Here is a 21,247-nt window from a genome sequence, read left to right on the forward strand (position 1 = left end):
GTCACCGGCAGAGGGTCCAGCCCCAATCTGCCGTGCAAAGCTTACGCGGGGGTGGTGGCCGGAGCTCTCGCGGATCAGAAGCCGTGCTCGATCCGCGAATAGACCAGCTCGGTGAAGGTGGAGAGATGCGCGCCGATGAAGGAACCCGAGACGGCAACGACCAGGAGAATGACGATGATCTTCGGAACGAAGGTCAGCGTCACCTCCTGGATCTGGGTCAGCGCCTGGATCAGCGCAATGACGGTGCCGACAAGCATCGCGGCGCCGACGGCGGGGCCGGAGGCGACGATGATAGTCCAGATCGCCGCCTGGACGATGTCGAGGGCGTCCCTCTCGTTCATGACTGGCTGATCGTGAGTCCGGGTCCGACCGCGACCTTCGTGCCGTTCTCGAGGGTCGCGATGGAGCCGTCGCTGTTGATCGAGATCGAAGTGACCTTGCCGCTGAAGGTCGCCCCGGTCGAGTCGGTGAAGCTGACGGTTTTCCCGATCAGCCCATTGGCCTGTGACAGCGACTGCGAGGACAGCAACGCATCCAGCTTCGAATTGGTCTGCATGGCCTGCTCGACCGTCGAGAGCTGGGCGAACTGGCTCATATATTGCGAGGTGTCCATCGGATTGGTCGGATCCTGGTTCTTCATCTCGGCGACGAGGAGCTGAAGAAACGTATTGTAATCGACGGTGTTGCTCGCCGTGGTCGTGGTGGAGTTGGTCGAACTGGACTTGCTGGTGCTGTCGGTCGCGCTGGTGACGTTCATGTAGCCTCTCCGCTGTCAGGCAGCCTCGAATGGAATCTCGGTGGTAGCGCCGGCGAGACCGGCCAGGATGGCGTCCTCCACCGGAAACAGCGCCCGGATCCGCTTGAGCGCCTCGAAATAACGTGTCGTTCCGACCAGCTCGTGGATCGCGGCGAGCCCGTCGAGCATCTCGCGGCTCTCGCAAACCGCGAGCAGGGACGCATGATGCTCGCCATAGAGCGCCGCTGCCGCGCCGATATCCGTCGGGTTCATCAGCATGAGCTGGACGATGAAGTAGAGCTGCCGCATCGCCGTGGTGGCGTCGGAAGCCTGCATGACCTGCCCTTCGAGCAGGAACATCACGTCGTTGACGAGCTCGACGGAGACCTTGCGGTCCACGCGCAGCACCGCGCCGTTAATGTAAATGCGTTCGCCCGCCCGCAAGGATACTTTCATTAAAGCGCGTCTCGGATCATGCGGTTGATTTCGATGAGCTGCATCACGTCGTTCGACCTCTCCTCGCGCAGGCGGTCGGCTTCCTTGACGACCCACAAGCCGATCGAGATGATGTCGGCGCGCAGCTTCTCGGGGAGGCCGTTCTCCGGATGCGCGAGATCCTCGATGAAGATCGTCCACAGCCGCCGCACATAGAGCAGGCTCTCGACCTGGTCCTCGCGGCTGAAGCGCCCTCCCTGGAGCCGCTCGAGCCGGTCGATGCCGAGACTGAGCGCCTGCCGCTCGCGGCCCCGCGCCTCATAGCCGCTATCGTCGACGACCGCTCCATAGGCTTCAAACGTCATCGGAACCACTCTGCGCAGGAGACCAAACAATGAGACAAAGGTTGCGAGCCTAACTAGGAACCTGGGCTCAGAGATAATTGACGAGGCTGAGCTTCTGAAGCTGCGAGGTGAGCGCAAGTGCCGTCTGGATCTGCGTCTGAAGTGTGTTGACCCGGACCGAGGCCTCGGTCGGGTCGACCGCCTCCATACCGACGATCTGTTTGTTCAGAATGTCCTGCTGCGTCTTGAGCTTGTCGGTGGCGCCGGTGACCCGCTGCTGGACCGTGCCAACGCTGCCGCCGAGCGCAGCGAGGTCCGTGATGGCGTTACCGACGAGCCCGATGGCCTTGTCCACGACGACCTGGAACGTCGCCTGGTCCAGGTTCGCATTCCCGAGATCCGCCATCATGGTGTAGGCCTCGGCGAGCTTGCGGAAGCCGGCCTGGTTGGCGCTCACTGACGTATCGGCGATCTCGGTCGTGGAGATACGGCTTTGCATGACCTGGTCGGTGGCCGACGACCAGTTGGTGTTCCAGGCCGGGCTCGCGAACTCGGCATCGAAAGTGGTGTCGAGGAAAGTCTGCATCTGCGCCGGGGTGATGGTGTTCACGCTGGGCGAGGATTGCGAGAAGCCGAAGGTCGCGAGGAAATCGGCGTCGACCTGGTTCTTGCTGGCCGAGCCCGCGGCGTAAGCCGTGATCGGCGTGTTCTGCGTGTTGATGCCCGAGAAAAGATACGAGCCGTTATAGGAGACGTTCAGCGCGCCGATCAGGTCCTGGAGGTTGGACGACGCAGGCGGCAGGATGATCCGCCCGCCGCCGTCGGTGCTGCGGGCCGCGATCAGGTCCTTGAGGAAGGACGTTGCTGTCGTATTGAGTTGGGTGATCCGGTTCTGTGTCGTGTCCAGGCGCCCCGAGACGAGCCCGTTGGTATCGACGAGCTGATCGGCGAAGCTGAAATCCGCCCGCAGCGTGACGTCGTTTCCCGTCGTGGCACCGAGTTCGAGGCCAACATCGGCGAAGCGGCCGGTGGTGGCTTCCTTCGAGGCCTTGGTCAGCGCAGCCTGGTTGTTCGTGATCGAGGACCTCAACGACGAAGACAGCATCAAGGTCGAGATATAGTTGGCGCTCATCATGACTTAATTCCCCACGGCAGCCAGAAGGCTCTGCAACATCTGGTCGACAGTCGAGATGATCTTCGACGACGCCGAATAGGTACGTTCGACCTGAAGCATCAAGGACATCTCGTCGTCCATGTTGACGCCGCTGACGTTCGACAGCGCCGCGGTGCTGCGGTCGAGCAGCGTTTTCTGGTAGGTGACGTTGTCGTCCGCGGTCTTGCGCTGGTTTTCGATCCAGCTCGTCGATGACGCCGCGAAGTCGATCAAGCTGCCCATCGGCTTGCCTTGCGTGGTCGCATCGAACGGCTGCGCCGCATCCATGTTGCCGATGAGCTGCTGCAGCCGGGTCGAGTAGCCGCCGCTACCGGCGGTGTTGTATCGGTATGCGACGTTGCCGCTGATCGCGCCGTCGCGCAACAGGTTGGGGTTGCCGCCCTGCGCCGGGTCGACCGACGCGGCAACACTGATCGAGCCGGCCAGGCCGACCGAGACGGTCGCGCTCGCCGGCATCGCCGGCGCACCCGGATAGGTGAAGAGGCCGGGCACATCCGGCAGCGCCGCGCCGGACTGGTCGACTTCCTTGAAGGCTTCGACAAGGCCGCGTGCGACTTCGTCGAGCTGGCTCTGATACGTGACCGTGGCGTTGTCGCGCAACTGGGCAAGGCCCGCGAGCTTGCCGGTCTTGATGGGCATCACGGAATTGGCGCCGGTGACCGGGACACCGTCGATATAAACCGCATTGCCCGTCGTGCCAGCCGTATAGATATTGGTCGCCGCGAAGCTGACCGAGCGCGCCGTCTTGTCGAACAGAACGACGCCGCTGTCGGCGTAGAGCGCCGCGTCGCCGTTGGCACGAAGCGTCATCGAGACGCCGACCTCCTCCGACAGCTTCGAGACGATGGTGTCGCGCTGGTCCAGGTAGTCGGTGACGTCGTCACCGGTGATCGTCCCCTTCACGATCGCCGTGTTGACCTTGTCGAACTGGCTGAGCAACTGATTGATATTGGTGACCGAAGTCGCCATATCGGCGTCCGCTCCCTGGCGTACCGTCTGCACGGTCTTGGTGGCCTGGTTGAGCGCGGTCGCCATGTCCTTGGCGGACGTGACCGCCGCCTGCGCCAGCGTGGTGTTGTCCGGGGCGTTGGCATATTGCTGGAGCGCCTGCTTCAGCTTGCTGAGCTGGGCGGCCGGCGACTGCCCGAGATCGGGATCGTCCACAGTCGAGGCCGATATCGTCTGAAGACCGTCATAGATCGCACTCTGCTTGGCCGACGACGAGGTCGCGATCAGGACGTTGTTGTAAAGACCCGAGCTGGCGGCACGCTGGATCGCCGCGACATAGACGCCGGCATTGGGCAAGTTGTCCAGCACGGCGATCTTGCGCGAATAGCCGGCGGCGCTGGCGCCGGCGATGTTGCGCGAGATGGTCGACGACTGGATACCGGACGCCATAAGCGAGGCGCGAGCGGAGTCGAGAGCAGCGGTAAGGGACATGATTGACTCTTGCCCGAAATGAGCGCCGAAGAATTCAGCGCTTCAGGTTGACGACGACGTCGAGCAGGTCGGCACCGGTCTGGAACGATTTCGAGTTCGCAGTGAAGCCGCGCTGCGCCTCGATCATCCCGGTGAGCTCGTCCGCAAGGTCCACGTTGGAGTCTTCCAGCGCGCCGTTCTGGATCGTACCGAGCCCGCCGGTGCCGGCATTCGCGGCCTGCGCGTTGCCGGAGTTCGCGTTGGTCGAATAGACGTTGCCCGGCTCGGGCGTGAGATTGTCGGGGCTCGCAACGTCGGCAAGCATGAGAGTGTAGAGCGTCAGCTGCTGGCCGTTCTTGAGGACCGCCGTCACATGGCCCGCCTCGTCGACGTCGACCTTGTCGATCGCCGACGGAACGCTGCCGTTGACAGTCGCCTTGAAGCTGAAATCGGTCCCGACCTGCGTCATGTTCGACAGGTCCATGGCGAGCGGCGCGCCGCCGGGAACGGTCACGGTGAGGCCCGTCGGGCTCGCCGCGGCCAGCGCACCCTTTCCGGCCGCCGTGGTGTCGAAGGTGAAAGTGGTGGCGGGAGCAAGCGAGGTACCCGTCGCGGAGTCATAGACCTGAATCTGCCAGGTGTCTGAGCCGGCGGCCGTTGCGGTATGGGACATATAGACGTCGAGCGTCACGGCCTGGCCGATATTGTTGTAAGCCACGATCGAGCTCTTCGAAGAGTAAGAGGCTGGACCGGGCGGGCCGGCAATGACGGCCGCTTTCGGATCCAGATTGCCGGTCGTGAGCGTCCCCGCCGTCGACGGCACCGGCACCTGCGAGACCTGGGCGATGTTGACGATCTGCATGCCGGCCAGGCTGTTCTGCGAAAAATTGGTCACGAGGCCGGGCTGACCCAGAAGATAGTAGCCGGCGGCGTTGACCAGATTGCCCTGGCTGTCAGGCACGAACGAGCCGGCGCGCGTCAGGAACTGCTGCGTGTTGGCGGCGTTCGAGACCACGAAGAATCCGTTGCCCTGGACGGCAAGGTCCGTGGTCGACGTGGTGAATTGCGTATGCCCGGCGTCGCTGATGGCGTAACGGACGGTCGTCTCGACCGCGCCGGAGTCGTAATTGCCCGAGCCGCTCTTCAGGATCAGGGAGGAGAATTCGGTCGAAGCCCGCTTGTAGCCGGTGGTGTTGACGTTCGCGATATTGTCCGAGACCGTCGACAGCTTGTTGGACTGCGCAGACATGCCGGAAACGCCGGTGCGCATAATGCCGTAGAGGCTCATGGATTGGGCTCCTTTGGTAGGGTGCAGTTACAATGAGGGTTCTTGCTTGCGCGGGGCTGATGGTTTGGAACCATGCACAACTTCTTGTTATGACGTTGTCTTCGGCTGACAGAAGGAACGCGCCTTGTCGGTCCACGCGCCGAAGCCGCTCGAGACCAGATGAGCGACGATGTGACAGACGTAGCGCTTCTGCGCAGGCTGATTGTTGGGGCCGGCGTTGTAGCGGGCGACCGCCATGGTCCAGCTGCCCTCGCGCTGCTTCAGCTCCTTCAGGAAGCGCGCGGCGTATTCGACGTTCTTGGCGGGATCGAACATCGCGCGCACCGAAGCGAACTTGTCGCCGTGATAATAGTGGTTGATCTGCATGCAGCCGAGGTCGATCAGCTTGATGCCCTTGCTGCGCATCGCCTCGAAATTCGCGATCGCATCGTTCATGTCCTTGGCGAACACGGTCTGGCCGTCGGCGCCGAGCGCGTAAGGATAGAGCGCGCCGCGCCGTCCGGTCTCGGTGAGGCCGACGGCATAGAGAATGCCGAGCGGAATCCCGTGCTGCTGCGATGCGCGCGCCATCTCGCGCTCGCAGGGCCGCGCGTTGTCGGTCGCCGCTGCGGCGGCGCCCGCGTTACAGATAAACAGGGCCGCGGCGAATCTGCGGGCCCACGTCCTGGTCATGACGCGTCTCCTGGTTGGACTGGCGCTCCTGCCGGGCCTGCCTCGCATCGCCATCCGATTGCCCCGACGACGTGCTGGCGCCGTTGGACGAGCCTTGCGACTGTGACGACGACTGTTGCTGGGCCGAGAGCTGCGGCTGCGACTGGCCGGAGCCGCTCTGGAATCCGTCCAGTGAGCCGTGCTGGACAGGCGCGACGTCGGCGACATAGCCCGCCGACTGCATGAGATCGCGGATCGAGTCGCGCTGCTGATCCAGCATCTGGCTGGTGTCCTTGCGCGTGGCCGCGAGGTGAACGGAGACCTCCGAGCCGACGAGGCGCAGGCGCACGGTGACATTGCCGAGCGCCGGCGGCTCGAGATTGATGGTGAGGATCTTGAGCGGCTCGGGCGCATTGGTCTGCGACGTCGCGAGATCGGGGACGGCGGATGCCGTCGAAGCCGGCGATTCCTTCAGCTCGGCGACGACCGCGTTGGCGACCTGCTGCGTGGCGCTGAACTGTGTCGGCGGCAGATGGGTTTCCTGCTGGATCACGGTGACCTTGGTCGCTTCGGGCAGTGCGTCCCGCGCCGAGGCTTTGACAGCGCGTTCGACATTGGCCGTGACGGCCTCGAAGCCCTGCGTCGCGGGCATGGCCTTCGAGGACGCTTCGCTGCCTTGCTGCGCGGCCGCTGCGGTCGGCGATGCCACGGCCTGTGACCGAGAACCTGTCGGAGCCATAGCTGTCGGCGCGGGATCTGCGGTGGCGATCTTCGCCATACCTGTCGCCTGAACTTCATGCTTCGTCATGGATGCGCGCTCATCGCGTGCGGGCGCATCCTTCTTGTCGCCTGCCGGCGATTGGATCTGCGGCTTCACCGTCGGAACGGCAGCGATCTCCTGTCCGACGATGGCGGGAATGCTCGGCCGGTCCGAAACATCCGCCTTCGCGCTGTGGTCGACCGGAGCTTGCGTCTCTGGCGCTTTCTCGGTCTTTTCGTCGGAAGCCTTGTGACTGGATTTTGTCTCGTCGGCCGCCCCGGTGCGTTCCTGCACCGTCTCGTCCGTTGTCTTGTCCTTCCCGGTTGGGTGCGCAAGACGCGTTCGCAACGACCCGGCTTTCACGCTCGTATCGCTGCCCTCGTCGTTGAGCGCCTTTTTCGCGAGATTCGAGACGGTGTGCAGCAGATCGTTGAACGACGAATCTGCCGGCGATTTCGTCCCGGCGGTCTTGCCGGAGCGCGACGTGCCGCGCATGTTGAGGCTTTCGGCGAGACCCGAAAAGACCTGGCCTGAGGTTCCACTGAGTTTCGTCATGGACGGCGATCCCTGGTGAGACGTTCGAGTTCGCCGAGCTCTGTCTGAGCGTGCGTGAGCGTCGCGGTCGACGAGGCGAGATCGAGGCGCGCCGGCGTGACCGGAGGCTTGTCGGCGACGGCGGATCCGCCCGCGAACGATTTGCGGACATCGAGTGCCAGCTGCAACGTTGCGTTCAACAACGGGATGTCGCGCTCGGGTAGCTTGGAGCGGTCGAGTGCTTTCAGCTCGGCGACACCACCGTCATACTCGTCGGTGAGCGCCCGCGAGACGCCGCGGAAGAAGTGCGCGCGCTCGCGTTCCGGCGAGGCATCGGCACTGAGTGTCAGCGCGCGCTCGCCGGCAAGCCGGGACACGGCCAGCCGCCCATTCACCATCGCGGTACGCGCGATCACGAGATAGAGCTTGAGGCGGCTCGCGCGGTCGATCTGCTCTAGCAGGGTGACGATCCGCGCAAAACGGCGCTCGTCGAGGGCAAGGCTCGATTGCGTCAGGCCAGAGGAGAAGCGCTGCCAGAAGTCCCCGGCATAGACCGAGTTGCGGTAGTGGCGGATATAGGCCAGCGTCAGGAACTCGAACTTGTCGAAATCCTCGGCCTGCCCGACCAGCAGGATCTCGCGGCGCAGCGCCGCCTCCTCCACGAGCGTGCCCGGCAAGAGCAGGCGCGCGTCGTCCAGGCGCTCGATCGCGAGCGATGCCTCGGAGCGCGCGAACAGCGCGCCCTGGACCAGCGCGACCTGCCCGCCCAGACCCGATGGAAGCGTGCGCGGCTTGACGTCCTTGAGCAGCTCGCGCGCTTCGTCCTGGCGTCCCTCGACATAGGCCAGCGCACCGTTGAACAGCCGCTCGTCGACGTTCAGCTTGTCGCGCGGCAACTTTCGGACGACCTGCGGCCCGCCGCCGCTGAGCAAATAGACGATGACGGCCTGGCCGTTCTGCGCGTTGCTCCACACGCCCGCGTCGGCGGCGAGGAACTTTTCGCCGACCTGCCGGATCAGCGCGATGTGGCTGCCATGCGCCGCGGTGTCCCCACGCGCAATGCCGTCCTGCACTGCCTGCAATGTGCGCACGAGCTCATAGGGCTCGCCCGCGGTTGATGCCGGGGACGGTGCCGGATCGGCAAACGCGTAAACCGTCGTGAACGACAGCATCATCGGCAGCGCGGCACGGAGGAGCGGCCTGATCAAGGGCGCTTCTCCCGGATCAGGATCTCGATCCGGCGGTTCTGTGCAGCCGCGGGATCGTTCGGCAATTTCGGCCGCCGGTCGGCGTAGCCTTCGACATGCTCGATCCGTTGCGCATCGACACCGGACCGAACCAGCATGTAGTAGGCCATCTGAGCGCGAGCGGTCGACAGCCGCCAATTGTCGTAGCTCTCCGACTTGTACGCGCGATTATCGGTGTGGCCACGCACGATGATCACGCCCTGGCGTTTCGTCAGCAGCGGCCCGATCTTGTCGATCACGCGGATGAGCTCGGGCCGCGGCTCGGCCGAGCCGACCGCGAACATGCCGAAGCTCGCATCGTCGGTCAGGCTGACCAGAAGGCCTTCCTCGACTTGACGTACCTCGGCTACCGGCCCCGCACCAGCCTTGATGTCCGATAGCGCATCCGCAATCGCGGACTGAAGCTGCTTGACGGTCGGCTGCTGGGCCTGCGCCGCCTCGCGCGCTTCGAGATTCTTCGCTGCATCGTTCGGACGCGGCTGCGCCGCGGCGCTCGCCTGGGCGCCTGGCTGCGTATTCGCCTGGGCACTGCCGTCGCGTTGAGCCTGCGAAGGCGCAGGCCCCGGTGGCAGCAGGGGCGACTGGTTTGCAGACGACGCGTCCGCGTTCGGAGCCACGCTTCCGCCGGCATCGTCCTGCTTCGCGCCGCGCGCTTGCGGCTCGCCCTGACCTGTCCCGGACGCATTCGGCTTCGGCTCGCTGTCGATGAAGCGATCCGCGTCCTTGGAGGTCTGCGGCGCCAGCTTCCAATAGCCGGGATCGAACGGATCGCGGTAGGCATCGCCGCCCTTGAGGCCGTCTTCTTCGGCCGACGTCAGCGCGCCGGCACGGCGCTGGCCCGAGGCCTGGTTCGCGCTGTTCGCGATCTCGGTAAGCGTTGCGTAGGGATCGCGGAACAGGACCTTCTCTTCGAAGGAGGCCGGCTTCTCCGCCGTCGGCGAGTCGCCGCGACGCTCTTCGTTCGGCCCGGCCGGCTGACGCTTGCCATCCTGGCCCTCGAACTGCGTCGGCTCCTTCTTGGTGAGATCCTTGAGGCCCTTCGGGGCGGGTGCGTTCTCCGCAAGCTTGATCGGGTTGAAATAGCTCGCGACAACCTGCTTCTGATCCTGGTTCAGCGCATTGAGCAGCCACATGACCAGGAAGAACGCCATCATCGCGGTCATGAAGTCCGCATAGGCGATCTTCCAGACGCCGCCGTGATGCGCCTCCTCCGCAAAGGCGCTGCGCCTGCGGATGATCACCAGCTCGTGCTTGACTTCTTCCACCATGGCAGGTTACCGGCGCGCCTCGTCCAGACGTTCGCTCCATGCCGCAATCCGCGTCTCGATCACGGTCTGATCGGCGACAACGCGGACTTCGAATGTCTCGGCGGCCTCGTACTCGATGCCCGTGCGCCGGCTAGCCTCGAGCTGCGTCCGCACGAGGTCGAGCAGCTCACCCGGGCCGGTGATCTTGAACACCGGCACCGGCGAATTGCCGGTCAGCGCCGCGATCTGCTCGACCAGCGATCCGATCGCCTTGTCGCGGACCGCATCGGCGAGGAAGGGCAGCAATATGCGCGCGACCGAGCTTGCGATGTTGGTCTCGATCTCGCGGCAAGCCGACTCGAAGCCGCCGACGATCGCGACCGCCTGCTGGTCGGACCATTTGGCACGCTCCTCGCCGAGCCGGATCGCGCTGCGGACGCGCTCCTCGGCAACCCTGGCATCGCCTTCGGCAACACCGGCGGCGTGGCCGCGACGATAAGCGTCTTCGAGGAGATTGACCGGCGGAGCTTCTGCCTCGGGCGCCGGAAGCGGCGACTGAAGCTGCGGCTGCGATTGAGCCTGACGCTGCGGCTGGGCCTGAGGCTGCGGCTCGCGCCGGACCTCCTTCGGCCTTGTCAGCACGTCCTGGATCTTGGGCGGCGGAGGCGGCGGTGCCTTGGCTCGCCCATTCGCGTCGAACTGCGTCAGGAGTTTTCCGATTGCCGCGTTCATGCCGCCTCCTCGCGTCGCATCCAGTCTTTAAGGATTGCTGCCGCCTGCATCTGATCGAGACGGACGATCTGCTCCAGCCGCTTCTGCGGCGTCCGCTGCATCTTGCCTTCAAGGTCTTCGACGAGGTTGAGCTCGGGATCCTGGCTTTCGGCCAGTGCAAGGGCCGTGGCAGCTTCCAGCTCAGCAGCTTCCGCCGCCTCGGTCTGCTCCTGCGCCGCGCGATGGGTCAGGATGCCGTTGACCGCCGGCCGAAGGCCGAACCAGACCAGCATCGAAGCAACGGCCAGGATGGTCACCGCGTTGATGACGCTGCCGAGCTGCTTGTTGATCATCTCGACGAAGCTGATCGGCGGCACCGGAGCAAGTTCGCGCGAGCCTTCGACGAAGTCGACGGCCGTGACCTGGATCTGGTCGCCGCGCTGCTTGTCCAGTCCGCCGGCGGTCGCCGCGAGCGCGCTGATCTCGGCGAGCTTGCTGTCGACGATGGCCTGGTTGCTCTTGTCGCCGAGATCGGCGACGAGCCGCGCGCGGTTGACCAGCACGGCGATGAAGAGTTTCTTGACCGAATAGCCGTCGCTCACCGTCGTCGTGGTCTTGGATGATACCTCGAAATTGGTGACGTCCTCGCGGCGGGTCTTGTCCTCGCTGGAATTCTTGGTGCCGCCGGCATTCACCTGCTGGTCGGGAAGGTTCTGCTGCACCGTGGTTGGCTGCGAACGGTCCGCGTTCTGCGACGATTCCTTCTCGCGGACGTTCCGCACGGACCGCTCCGCGCGGCTTTCCGGATCGTAGACGGTTTCGTTGATCTGCCGCTTGTCGGTGGAGAGTTGCGGGGCGACGCTCACCTCGAAATTGTCCAGACCGAGATATGGCGTCAACGCCTTGCGGATGTTCTCCTGCACCATTCCGCCGACCGTCTTCTGAAGGCTCGCCATCTTGGTCGGCGCGGCGCTCGCCTCGTCCTCTTCGGCGAGCAGCATCGAACCGTCGGCATCCAGCACCGTCACCTTGTCGCGGCTCATGCCGGGAATGGCGGCGGCGACGAGATGACGGATCGACTGCGCCGTGCGTGCTTCGATGGCGCCGTCGGTGCGCAGCACGACCGATGCCGAGGGCGGCTGCTGCGTCCCGCGGAACGAGCCGCGCACCGGCAGCACGATATGCACCCGCGCCGCCTTCACGCCCTTCATCAACTGCACCGTACGCGCGATTTCACCTTCCAGCGCCCTGAGCTTGGTGACCTCCTGCATGAACGAGGTCAGGCCGAGCGAGCCGATCTTGTCGAACAGCTCGTAGCCGGAATTGGCGCTGGTCGGCAGCCCCTTCTCGGCGAGCAGCATCCGCGCCTGCATGGTCTGGCTCGGGCGTACCGAAATGGCGTCGCCGGCGGTACTGACATCGAAGGTGATGTTCTGCTCGCGGAGCGCCGCGCCGATGCGCGTCACGTCTTCACGGTTCAGACCGGTATAGAGCGTTTCGAACTCGGGCCGGCTCAGATAATAGGCGCCGCCGACGACGGTGACGAGAACGGCAAAACCGATCAATCCCAAGGCCATCAGGCGCCGCGGCCCAAGCTCCAGCAGATTGTTGAGCAGTTGCTGTACCTGCGCACGACTGAGCAGCATATGACCTCGTACCAATGCGAACGTATGGGACACTCCGCTGCGAACCTTGTCTGAAGGTTGCGCGTAGATACGAATGTGTCAGTTCGCAGGCGCGACGTTGCAATTTTACAAGAAGCTCGGCCGACGCGGTCGGTTCGCCGGCAACAAAAAGCGGCGCCGGGCGCGTTGGCGCGCGATCGGCTGCGATGCATTGCACGAGACTGGCGTCAGGAGGTCAATTGCGGGCACATCGTGTGCCACCAAACCCCGCCGTTCATGGCGGGGACCGTGCTCCCATAGGGAGCACGGTCATTGTCGAGGTCGAAAACTTACTTGAACAGCGACAGGATGCTCTGGCTGTTCTGGTTGGCGATCGAGAGCGCCTGCACGCCGAGCTGCTGCTGGGTCTGGAGCGCCTGGAGGCGGGTCGATTCCGCGTTCATGTCGGCGTCGACGAGCTGGCCGACACCGCGATCCACCGAGTCCATCAGGGTCTTGACGAACTCCGTGTTGGTCGAGATGCGGTTCTTGACCGCGCCGAGATCGGCGGCGGCGGAGGCCACCGAGTTGATGCCAGCGGTGAGCTGCGCGATGTAGCCATCGAGCGTGGTCATGTCGGCGGTCGAGTCGGTCAGCGCCGAGATGTTGATCGTGTTGATCGACGCCGGGCCGCTCACCTTGTCCAGGATGCCGGTCTGGGTCGCGGTATAGAGCGAGTAGTTGGCGATCGTCAGGGTGATGGACCCGATCGTGGGCGTGCCGCTGACGCGCGAGAACGACGACACCAGGTTGAAGGTCGCCGGCGTGGTCGCGGTCGTGCTCAGCCAGTTCACGCCGTTGAAGGTGGCCGCATCGGCGGTGCCCTTCATCTGCTGCTGAATCTGGGTGATGTCGGCCTGGATCTTGGCGCGGTCGATACCCGCGGTCTTGGCTTCGACCAGCAGCGCCTGGAGCTTGGTCAGGCCACCGGTCTTGTCGCCGACGACAGCGGTCAGAGCGGTATATTCGGTATCGACGGTCGCAGCCGACAGACCGAGCGAGTCGGAGACGGCGGAGAGCGCGGCGTTGTCGGCGCGCATCGACGTCGCGATCGACCAGTAGGCGGCGTTGTCCGAAGCAGTCGCAACGCGCTGGCCGGTCGAGATCCGGTTCTGCGTCGTCGCGAGCTGCGAGCTGACGCTCCGCAAGGTCTGGAGCGCGGTCATTGCGGCAGAATTGGTAAGCAGGCTCGAAGCCATTCTTGACGTCCCTTTGAAACGGATTGAATTTTTGGGGACATACCGGGCTTGCACCGGTACGGCAGGGCGGCATCATGCCTTTGGGCGGCGGAAATGCAGGCCCAACCTGTCGTAGCGCGACACTAGCGCGCGAAGTTTGCGCGAGGCTTGTGTCTCTGTGACCGAACCGCAACAAGGTGAGCCAGGTCGAGGCACGCAGTGCCACCCGATCGCGGCTATACCGCGACCAGTGCAGGCCAAAATGAAAAGGGCCGCGCTTCGCGAGAAGCGCGGCCCCCTCAGATAGTTTCGAGGCTTAGCGGAACAGCGACAGGATGCTCTGGCTGTTCTGGTTGGCGATCGAGAGCGCCTGAACGCCGAGCTGCTGCTGGGTCTGGAGAGCCTGAAGGCGGGTCGATTCCGCGTTCATGTCAGCGTCGACGAGCTGACCGACACCGCGATCCACCGAGTCCATCAGGGTCTTGACGAACTCCGTGTTGGTCGAGATGCGGTTCTTGACGGCGCCGAGATCGGCGGCGGCGGAGGCCACTGAGTTGATGCCAGCGGTGACCTGCGCGATGTAGCCATCGAGCGTGGTCATGTCGGCGGTCGAGTCGGTCAGCGCGGAGATGCTGATCGTGTCGATCGAGGCAGCGCCGCTCACCTTGTCCAGGATGCCGGTCTGGGTCGCCGTGTAGAGCGAGTAGTTGGCGATCGTCAGGGTGATGGAGCCGATCGTCGGCGTGCCGCCGACGCGCGAGAACGACGACACCAGGTTGAAGGTCGCCGGCGTGGTCGCGGTCGTGCTCAGCCAGTTCACGCCGTTGAAGGTCGCCGCAGCGGCGGTGCCCTTCATCTGCTGCTGGATCTGGGTGATGTCGGCCTGGATCTTGGTGCGGTCGATACCAGCGGTCTTGGCTTCGACCAGCAGCGCCTGGAGCTTGGTCAGGCCGCCGGTCTTGTCGCCGACAACCGCCGTCAGAGCGGTGTATTCGGTATCGACGGTCGCGGCCGACAGACCGAGCGAGTCGGAGACGGCGGAGAGCGCGGCGTTGTCGGCGCGCATCGAGGTCGCGATCGACCAGTAGGCGGCGTTGTCCGAAGCAGTCGCAACGCGCTGGCCGGTCGAAATCCGGTTCTGCGTGGTGGCGAGCTGCGAGCTGACGTTGCGGAGGGTCTGCAGCGCGGTCATTGCAGACGAGTTGGTGAGCAGACTAGAACCCATTTTGATGTCCCTTTGGAGATTGAATTGAGTTTGGGGACATACCGGGCTTGCACCGGTACGACAGGGCGGCGTCATGCCTTTGGGCTGCGGAAAAGCGGTTAGGGCCCAACCTGTCGTAACGACCGCGATAGCACTTGAAGCTTGTGCGAGGCTTGTGGCTCTGTGGCCCGACCGCAACAGAGAGAGCCGATTTATGGCGTGCGCGCGGCGTCACGCCAAACGAAAGGGCCGCGCTTCGCGAGAAGCGCGGCCCCCTCAGAGAGTGTCGAAGCTTAGCGGAACAGCGACAGGATGCTCTGGCTGCTGTTGTTGGCGATCGAGAGCGCCTGCACGCCGAGCTGCTGCTGGACCTGGAGAGCCGCCAGGCGGGTTGACTCCTGGTTCATGTCGGCGTCGACGAGCTGGCCGATACCGCGATCAATCGAGTCCATCAGCGACTTCACGAAGTCCGTGTTGGTCGAGATACGGGTCTTGACCGCACCGAGATCGGCGGCGGCCGAGGCCACCGAGTTGATCGCCGTGGTGACCTGCGCGATGTAGCCATCGAGCGTGGTCATGTCGGCCGTCGAGTCGGTCAGCGCGGAGATGCTGATCGTGTTGACCGAAGCCGTGCCGCTCACCTTGTCCAGGATACCGGTCTGGGTCGCGGTGTAGAGCGAGTAGTTGGCAACCGTCAGGCTGATCGAGCCCGTGGTGGGCGTGCTACCGACGCGGGAGTACGACGACACCAGGCTGAAGGTCGCCGGCGTGGTCGCAGTCGTGCTCAGCCAGTTCACGCCGTTGAAGGTTGCCGCATCTGCGGTGCCCTTCATCTGCTGCTGGATCTGGGTGATGTCGGCCTGGATCTTGGTGCGGTCGATACCGGCGGTCTTGGCCTGGACCAGCAGGGACTGGAGCTTGGTCAGACCGGAGCTGCTGTCACCGATGACCGAGGTCAGAGCGGTGTATTCGGTGTCGACGGTCGCGGCCGACAGACCGAGCGAGTCGGAGACCGCGGAGAGCGCGGCGTTGTCGGCGCGCATCGACGTCGCGATCGACCAGTAGGCGGCGTTGTCCGAAGCGGTGGCCACGCGCTGGCCGGTCGAGATCCGGTTCTGCGTGGTGGAGAGTTGCGAACTCACAGACCGCAGGGTCTGGAGTGCGGTCATGGCGGTCGAGTTCGTAAGCAGGCTTGACATTGCGTATGTCCCTTTGATGTACGCGTTACATTTTCACGAGGGGACATACCGGGCTTTCACCGGTACGGAGGGGCGGCATCATGCCTTTGGACTGATGTGGGTGGGGTCCAACCCGCCGTGCCGCATTGCTAGCACGTCGAATCTTGCTTCGAGATTAAGAGCAGCCTGAATTTCGCAGCAAAATCATATGGTTAACATTACCCAACGCTAACCATAAGCCGGTACTTCTCGCTAACCATAACCAGCCGGCCGGCGATCGCGGCGCTTACGAGAACGACCGCACCAGGCCCGAGGCGAGCAGATTCCAGCCGTCGATCAGGACGAAGAACAGCACCTTGAAGGGCAGCGCGAGGATCGAAGGCGGCATCATCATCATGCCCATCGACATGGTCAGCGTCGCAACGATCATGTCGATGACGAGGAACGGCAGGATGATGAGAAATCCGATTTCGAACGAGCGCCTGAGCTCCGAGATCATGAAGGCCGGAATGATCACGCGCAAATCGATGCGCTTGTCGTCGAACTTCTTGCGAAAGCTCTCCGCAGCAAGCGCCTCGAAGGTCTGGAGATCCTTGTCGCGGACATGAGCCAGCATGAACTCGCGGAACGGATCGGTGATCTTCAGATAGGCCTCCTCCTCCGAGATCTCGTTCTTCATGAGAGGCTGGATGCCGGTCTCCCAGGCGCGATCGAAGGTCGGAGCCATCACGTAGAAGGTCATGAACAGCGCGAGGCTGATGAGCACCAGATTGGCCGGCGTGGTCTGGAGACCGAGGCCGGAGCGCAGGAACGACAGCGACACCGCAAATCGCGTGAAGCTCGTCACCATGATGAGCAGGCCCGGCGCCACCGACAGCACCGTGATCAGCGCCATCAGCTGGATGATCCGGCCGCTGGTCGAGCCGTTGCCGGGCGGCAGCAGCGAGTTGAGGTCCGGAATCTGGGCCAGCGCCACCTCGGGCAGCACGACCAGAACCAACGCGAGCAGCAGGACTCTCACTCTCACTGAATCACCAACGTCTCAATGATCAATTCGCGGATCTTGCCCGACGAGCGGATATTGGCCCGCTCGGTCAGGTCGTCGCGCAGATGCTGGAGCCCGCGCGATCCCTCGAACTGGCCAACCGATGCGGACCGCAGATAGGTCACGATGTCCTCGCTGATATGGGCGGCCAGGATGCCGGCATCCTCGTCGCTCATGCTCTCGGTCACCATGGAGGCTTCGACACGGGCCCAGTTGTTGGCCGGCGCGGCGAGATTGGTCACGATCGGGGACAGTTTCCTCAGCCGCGCGCTGCCGGCGTAGCTCGTGGCAAGGGGCGGCGGCGTGGCGCTCTTCTTCGCGTCGGCGACGCGCTGTGCGGCCGCGAACAGATGCAGGCCGGCGACCGCGCCCGCGCCGATCGCGATCAGGGTCAGCGCCACAATGGCCGCAATCAGGCGCATCACGTCCCCAGCCCTCGCGCTGCGGCCCCGCCGGCGCTGCTCTCAGAATGGTGCCACGGCGTCATAGATCCGATGTCCCCATCCAGGCTGCTGCACGTCAGACAGATTTCCGCGACCGCCATAGGACACACGCGCCTCGGCGATCTTCTCGTAGGAGATCGTGTTCGTGCGCGAGATATCGCGCGGACGCACGATGCCGCCGACGTTGAGCACGCGCATCTCGGTGTTGACCTTGAACTCCTGCGATCCGCTGATCATCATATTGCCGTTCGGCAACACGTCGGTGACGACGGCGGCGATCGACAGCTTGATGTCCTCGGTGCGGTCGATCTGGCCGTTGCCCTTGATCTGGGTGTTGGTGCTGAGATTGGCGTTGGCCGAACCCTTGTCGTTCCATCCGGCGACGTCCATCAGCCAGTCGAGGCCGAACTTGATCTGCGAATCGCGCGAGCGGTCGGTCTTGTTGTCGAGCTTGGCCTTGTCCTGCATCGAGATGATCACCGTCACGACGTCGCCGGTGCGCCGGGCGCGGGGATCGCGGTAGAGATCGGTGCCGTCGTCCCAGGTCGAGCGATAGCTGACGGGCGAGCGCAGGCGGGGCGTCACCGGGATCGGATCGGCCTGCGTCCTCAGGCCGCTGCCGACCGGCGACAAGCGCGGACCGGTCAGGACCTCGGCCGGATCATTGACGCATCCGGCAAGCGACAACAGCGACAGGATGAGGATCAGATGCTTCATCTATTTGGTCTTTCCGTCATCCACGCGACGCATTCCGCCGAGCAGGTCCGCGAGGTGCGCCGCGCGTGCCGTATCCATCTCGTTGAAGATTGCGCTCGAGCTCCTCGGGCTGAGTTTTGCGAGCACGGCGGCCGCGGTCTCGTCCGCCATGCCGGCGATCTGGGTCGCGGCAGCGTCCGGCTTCATGCGCGAGTAGATCTCGACGACCTGCGCTTCGGCCTTCTTCAGGAAGTCGTCGCGCAGCGCCATCCACTTCTCGTATTCGGCGCGCTTGGCCTCGACCTCGGCGATCCGCTCCCGGAGCTGGGTCTCGGCCTTCTCCAGTTCCTTGAGCTGCCAGGCCAGCCGCGCGTCGACAGCGGGGTCGGCGACATTGCTACAGAACAGGGCGACCTCATTGTCCGCAGGCACGGCAGCCTGAGCGGGCGTGGGCTTCGGCGGCGCGGTGACGCTGCCTGGCTTGGCCGGGCGCACGGGCGCGACCGCGGGCGCCGGAGCCGGCGTACGTGTCGGTGCAGGCGACTCTGGCGCCGGCACCGCGCCGGTGATTGCGGGCCCTGAGTCCTCGGCCGCCCACGCCGTCGCCCGGATCGACGCGTTGTCGCCCGCTATCGGCGAGGCCGGCGGATACGGCTTCTGCGGCCCGGGCGCGCGGGCACGCGCGAAGGACAGCAGGTTGAGCGGCCTTGTCGGTTTGGCCTCCTCCAGCGCCAGAACGGGCGAAGCGCATCCGAGCGCGGCAGCCGCGACCAGGACGAGGAGTTTGGCTTTGTGATCCAGCTTCAGCATCGGGTCGCGGGCGATTCTCGGTCGAGACCTGAGCATTGAGCGACCAAGCTTGCACGACGCTTGCGCATCATTGCACGATGACATCGGCCTGGAGGGCGCCGGCCGTTTTGATCGCCTGGAGGATCGCGATGATGCCTGATGGTTTAAGGCCGATCTGGTTCAACCCGCGCACCAGCCGCTGAAGATCGACGCCGCTCAGGATCGCCACCTGCGATCCGGCCTCGTTGGCTTCGACGATGGTCTGGGGAACGACGACCGTCTTTCCTTGCGAGAATGGCGCCGGCTGCGACACCACGGGAAGCTCGGTGACACGAACCGTCAGATTGCCGTGCGTCACGGCAACGGTCGATATGCGTACGTCGCGCCCGATCACCACCGTGCCGGTGCGCTCGTTGATCACCACCCGCGCCGGCGTGTCCGGCTCTACCGTCAACTCGCCTATTTCCGCGAGGAAACGGACCGGGCCGATATGGCGCGGCTTCGACAGCACGATCGTGCGGTAGTCGCGCTCGAAGGCGATCTGCGCGCGATAGCGGCCGCCGGCATAGCGGTTGATGGCGTCGAGGATCCGCGTCGCGGTCACGAAATCGGGGTTCTTGAGCTCAAGCACCAGGAACTCCATTTCATGGAGGCTTCCCTGCACCTCGCGCTCGACCAGCGCACCGTTCGGGATGCGGCCTGCGGTCGGCGTGCCCTGGCTGACGTTCTGCGCCTGCCCTCCTACGCTGTAGCCGGCGACCGTGACCGCGCCCTGCGCCACCGCGTAGACCGCTCCGTCCGCCGCGCGCAGCGACGTCATCACCAGCGTGCCGCCGAGCAGCGAGGTCGCATCGCCGAGTGACGACACGGTCACGTCCATGCGCTCGCCCGCACCGATCGACGGTTGCAGATCCGCAGTCACCATCACGGCCGCGACGTTGCGCGTGCGCAGCGTGGTCGGACGCGGGGGATTGTTGGTGCTCGTGGTCTCGTTCCTGACATTGATGCCCATGTTCTCGAGCATCGATTGCAGGGACTGCTCCGTGAACGGGGCATTGCGAAGTGTGTCGCCGGTGCCGTTCAGGCCGATGACGAGGCCGTAGCCGACGATCTGGTTTTCACGCAGTCCCTTGATGTCCGCGATGTCCTTGATGCGGACGGCGGCCTGGGCGCTGGCGGCGGAAACGAGCAGGACGAGCGCGAGCAGGAATCTGGTCATGATCCGTCCACGACCTTGACGGTGCCGTCCGGCTGGACGACGCCCCTGATGATCACGCCGGTGTCGGTGTTTCGCACCGGGATGAGCGCGCCGGCTGCGCCCGACTGCATCGCCGCGCCGTAAGTGACGATCGACAGGCCGCTGTCTTCCACCACGACCTTGACCATGGCGCCGCGGGCAATGGTCCAGGGATCCTCGACCGAATTTGACGGGATCGGCTGGCCTGGCAGCAACGCGCGCCGCGCCATGCGGCCGACCAGGACCTGACGCGCTTCGATGAACATGGCGACGCCGAGCACGTTCGGCGCGAAGGCGCGTTCCGTGATCATGTCGTCCCGGATCAGCTCGCCGGCGCGGATCGACACCGCAGGCACCGGAAGCCGCTTCTCCTCGGCCGCGGCGACGCGCGCCGCGACGAGAACCAGCAGCACGGCGGCCAACCCGCGCACCATCAAGCCCACCCTGTTCAACATCGAGACACCGGAACTAGCGCATGCCCTTCGAGACCGTCGAAGCCATTTCATCCGAGGCCTGGATGACCTTGGCATTCATTTCGTAGGCGCGCTGCGCCGAGATCAACTCGGTGATTTCCTTGACCGGATCGACGTTCGAGGCTTCGAGATATTGCTGGTTGATCTTGCCGTAACCGGAATCGCCCGGCAGTCCGACGACCGGCGTGCCGGACGCCGTGGTCTCGCGATAGAGATTGCTGCCCAGCGGCTCGAGGCCGGCTTCGTTGGCGAAGTTGGCGAGGTTGAGCTGGCCGATCTGCCGCGGGTTGATTTCCGTGTCCAGCTTGGCAAACACCTGTCCGGTCTGGTTGACCGTGACCTGAACCGTTCCCTGCGGCACCGTGATCGCGGGATCCAGCAGATAGCCGTCGATGGTGACCAGCTGGCCGTTGGCGTTGGTATTGAACGAACCCGCGCGGGTGTATTGCACCTCGTTGTTCGGGCCCAGCACCTGGAACCAGCCGCGGCCGTTGATCGCGAGGTCGTAGGGGTTTCCGGTCTGCGTCAGCGCACCCTGGATGTGCAGCTTGCGGATGGCGGCCGACTTGACGCCGAGGCCGAGATTGGAGCCTTCCGGGATCGGCGAGGAGCCGTTGACGTTCGCGACGCCCTGCATGCGGTCCATCTGGTAGAACAGATCGGTGAATTCCGCGCGCGCACGCTTGTACGACGTCGAGTTGATGTTGGCGATGTTGTTCGCGATGACTTCGATGTTGGTCTGCTGGGCGTTCATGCCCGTGGCCGCAATGGCGAGCGATTTCACTTACGTCACT

General features: G+C 64.5%; 23 protein-coding genes. All 23 read right to left on the minus strand.

Going from position 1 to position 21,247, the window contains the following annotated elements:
- Positions 1-74 precede the first annotated feature (74 nt).
- On the minus strand, positions 75-341 hold the full coding sequence (gene fliQ, locus NLM15_RS36585; RefSeq protein WP_254122788.1) for a flagellar biosynthesis protein FliQ: 267 nt from the start codon (positions 339-341) through the stop codon (positions 75-77).
- Positions 338-757 carry a flagellar hook assembly protein FlgD gene (flgD, locus tag NLM15_RS36590; RefSeq protein WP_254122790.1) on the minus strand — a complete coding sequence of 140 codons (420 nt, stop codon included), beginning with the start codon at positions 755-757 and terminating at the stop codon, positions 338-340. Before flgD ends, fliQ begins: the two co-directional genes overlap by 4 nt.
- Before the next feature lie 15 nt (positions 758-772).
- Positions 773-1,192 (minus strand): flagellar biosynthesis repressor FlbT, encoded by a 420-nt coding sequence (gene flbT / locus NLM15_RS36595; protein WP_254122791.1) that lies wholly within the window; start codon positions 1,190-1,192, stop codon positions 773-775.
- A complete protein-coding gene (gene flaF, locus NLM15_RS36600) occupies positions 1,192-1,536 on the minus strand; it encodes a flagellar biosynthesis regulator FlaF (protein ID WP_254122793.1) in 345 nt (114 codons plus the stop codon). The genes flbT and flaF overlap by 1 nt, the downstream gene beginning before the upstream one ends.
- 67 nt (positions 1,537-1,603) lie before the next feature.
- Entirely contained in the window at positions 1,604-2,650 is a 1,047-nt protein-coding gene (locus tag NLM15_RS36605) for a flagellar hook-associated family protein (RefSeq protein WP_254122795.1), read from the minus strand.
- Between the two features lie 3 nt (positions 2,651-2,653).
- The gene (gene flgK / locus NLM15_RS36610; RefSeq protein WP_254122797.1) at positions 2,654-4,129 is read right to left on the minus strand and encodes a flagellar hook-associated protein FlgK; all 1,476 of its coding nucleotides are present in this window, start codon (positions 4,127-4,129) and stop codon (positions 2,654-2,656) included.
- Between the two features lie 34 nt (positions 4,130-4,163).
- Positions 4,164-5,396: a flagellar hook protein FlgE gene (locus tag NLM15_RS36615; protein ID WP_254122799.1), complete on the minus strand. Its 1,233-nt coding sequence runs from the start codon at positions 5,394-5,396 to the stop codon at positions 4,164-4,166.
- Between the two features lie 87 nt (positions 5,397-5,483).
- Positions 5,484-6,068, minus strand: a complete 585-nt coding sequence (locus NLM15_RS36620; protein ID WP_254122800.1) for a transglycosylase SLT domain-containing protein — start codon at positions 6,066-6,068, stop codon at positions 5,484-5,486.
- Positions 6,019-7,362 (minus strand): flagellar hook-length control protein FliK, encoded by a 1,344-nt coding sequence (locus NLM15_RS36625; protein ID WP_254122802.1) that lies wholly within the window; start codon positions 7,360-7,362, stop codon positions 6,019-6,021. Before NLM15_RS36625 ends, NLM15_RS36620 begins: the two co-directional genes overlap by 50 nt.
- Positions 7,359-8,549: a chemotaxis protein gene (locus NLM15_RS36630; RefSeq protein ID WP_254122804.1), complete on the minus strand. Its 1,191-nt coding sequence runs from the start codon at positions 8,547-8,549 to the stop codon at positions 7,359-7,361. The genes NLM15_RS36625 and NLM15_RS36630 overlap by 4 nt, the downstream gene beginning before the upstream one ends.
- Complete coding sequence (locus NLM15_RS36635) at positions 8,546-9,853, minus strand: MotB family protein (RefSeq protein WP_254124600.1); 1,308 nt, start codon at positions 9,851-9,853, stop codon at positions 8,546-8,548. The genes NLM15_RS36630 and NLM15_RS36635 overlap by 4 nt, the downstream gene beginning before the upstream one ends.
- A 9-nt stretch (positions 9,854-9,862) precedes the next feature.
- Positions 9,863-10,567, minus strand: a complete 705-nt coding sequence (locus tag NLM15_RS36640; RefSeq protein WP_254122806.1) for a hypothetical protein — start codon at positions 10,565-10,567, stop codon at positions 9,863-9,865.
- Entirely contained in the window at positions 10,564-12,192 is a 1,629-nt protein-coding gene (gene fliF, locus NLM15_RS36645) for a flagellar basal-body MS-ring/collar protein FliF (protein WP_254122808.1), read from the minus strand. Before fliF ends, NLM15_RS36640 begins: the two co-directional genes overlap by 4 nt.
- Positions 12,193-12,500: 308 nt before the next feature.
- A complete protein-coding gene (locus NLM15_RS36650) occupies positions 12,501-13,409 on the minus strand; it encodes a flagellin (RefSeq protein ID WP_254122810.1) in 909 nt (302 codons plus the stop codon).
- Positions 13,410-13,704: 295 nt separating this feature from the next.
- The gene (locus tag NLM15_RS36655) at positions 13,705-14,613 is read right to left on the minus strand and encodes a flagellin (RefSeq protein WP_254122812.1); all 909 of its coding nucleotides are present in this window, start codon (positions 14,611-14,613) and stop codon (positions 13,705-13,707) included.
- Between the two features lie 272 nt (positions 14,614-14,885).
- Positions 14,886-15,791 carry a flagellin gene (locus tag NLM15_RS36660; RefSeq protein WP_254122814.1) on the minus strand — a complete coding sequence of 302 codons (906 nt, stop codon included), beginning with the start codon at positions 15,789-15,791 and terminating at the stop codon, positions 14,886-14,888.
- A gap of 265 nt (positions 15,792-16,056) precedes the next feature.
- Positions 16,057-16,797, minus strand: a complete 741-nt coding sequence (gene fliP / locus NLM15_RS36665) for a flagellar type III secretion system pore protein FliP (RefSeq protein WP_254122816.1) — start codon at positions 16,795-16,797, stop codon at positions 16,057-16,059.
- A complete protein-coding gene (locus NLM15_RS36670) occupies positions 16,794-17,237 on the minus strand; it encodes a flagellar basal body-associated FliL family protein (protein ID WP_254122819.1) in 444 nt (147 codons plus the stop codon). The genes fliP and NLM15_RS36670 overlap by 4 nt, the downstream gene beginning before the upstream one ends.
- Positions 17,238-17,279: 42 nt before the next feature.
- Positions 17,280-17,975, minus strand: a complete 696-nt coding sequence (gene flgH, locus NLM15_RS36675) for a flagellar basal body L-ring protein FlgH (RefSeq protein ID WP_254122821.1) — start codon at positions 17,973-17,975, stop codon at positions 17,280-17,282.
- Positions 17,976-18,764: a MotE family protein gene (locus tag NLM15_RS36680; RefSeq protein WP_254122823.1), complete on the minus strand. Its 789-nt coding sequence runs from the start codon at positions 18,762-18,764 to the stop codon at positions 17,976-17,978. It lies immediately after the preceding gene.
- Positions 18,765-18,831: 67 nt separating this feature from the next.
- The gene (gene flgI, locus NLM15_RS36685; RefSeq protein ID WP_254122824.1) at positions 18,832-19,962 is read right to left on the minus strand and encodes a flagellar basal body P-ring protein FlgI; all 1,131 of its coding nucleotides are present in this window, start codon (positions 19,960-19,962) and stop codon (positions 18,832-18,834) included.
- Positions 19,959-20,414 (minus strand): flagellar basal body P-ring formation chaperone FlgA, encoded by a 456-nt coding sequence (gene flgA, locus NLM15_RS36690; protein WP_254122825.1) that lies wholly within the window; start codon positions 20,412-20,414, stop codon positions 19,959-19,961. The genes flgI and flgA overlap by 4 nt, the downstream gene beginning before the upstream one ends.
- Before the next feature lie 34 nt (positions 20,415-20,448).
- Positions 20,449-21,237 carry a flagellar basal-body rod protein FlgG gene (flgG, locus tag NLM15_RS36695; protein WP_212485126.1) on the minus strand — a complete coding sequence of 263 codons (789 nt, stop codon included), beginning with the start codon at positions 21,235-21,237 and terminating at the stop codon, positions 20,449-20,451.
- Between the last annotated feature and the right edge of the window lie 10 nt (positions 21,238-21,247).

The sequence above is a fragment of the Bradyrhizobium sp. CCGB20 genome (assembly GCF_024199855.1).
In the GTDB taxonomy this organism is placed as follows: domain Bacteria; phylum Pseudomonadota; class Alphaproteobacteria; order Rhizobiales; family Xanthobacteraceae; genus Bradyrhizobium.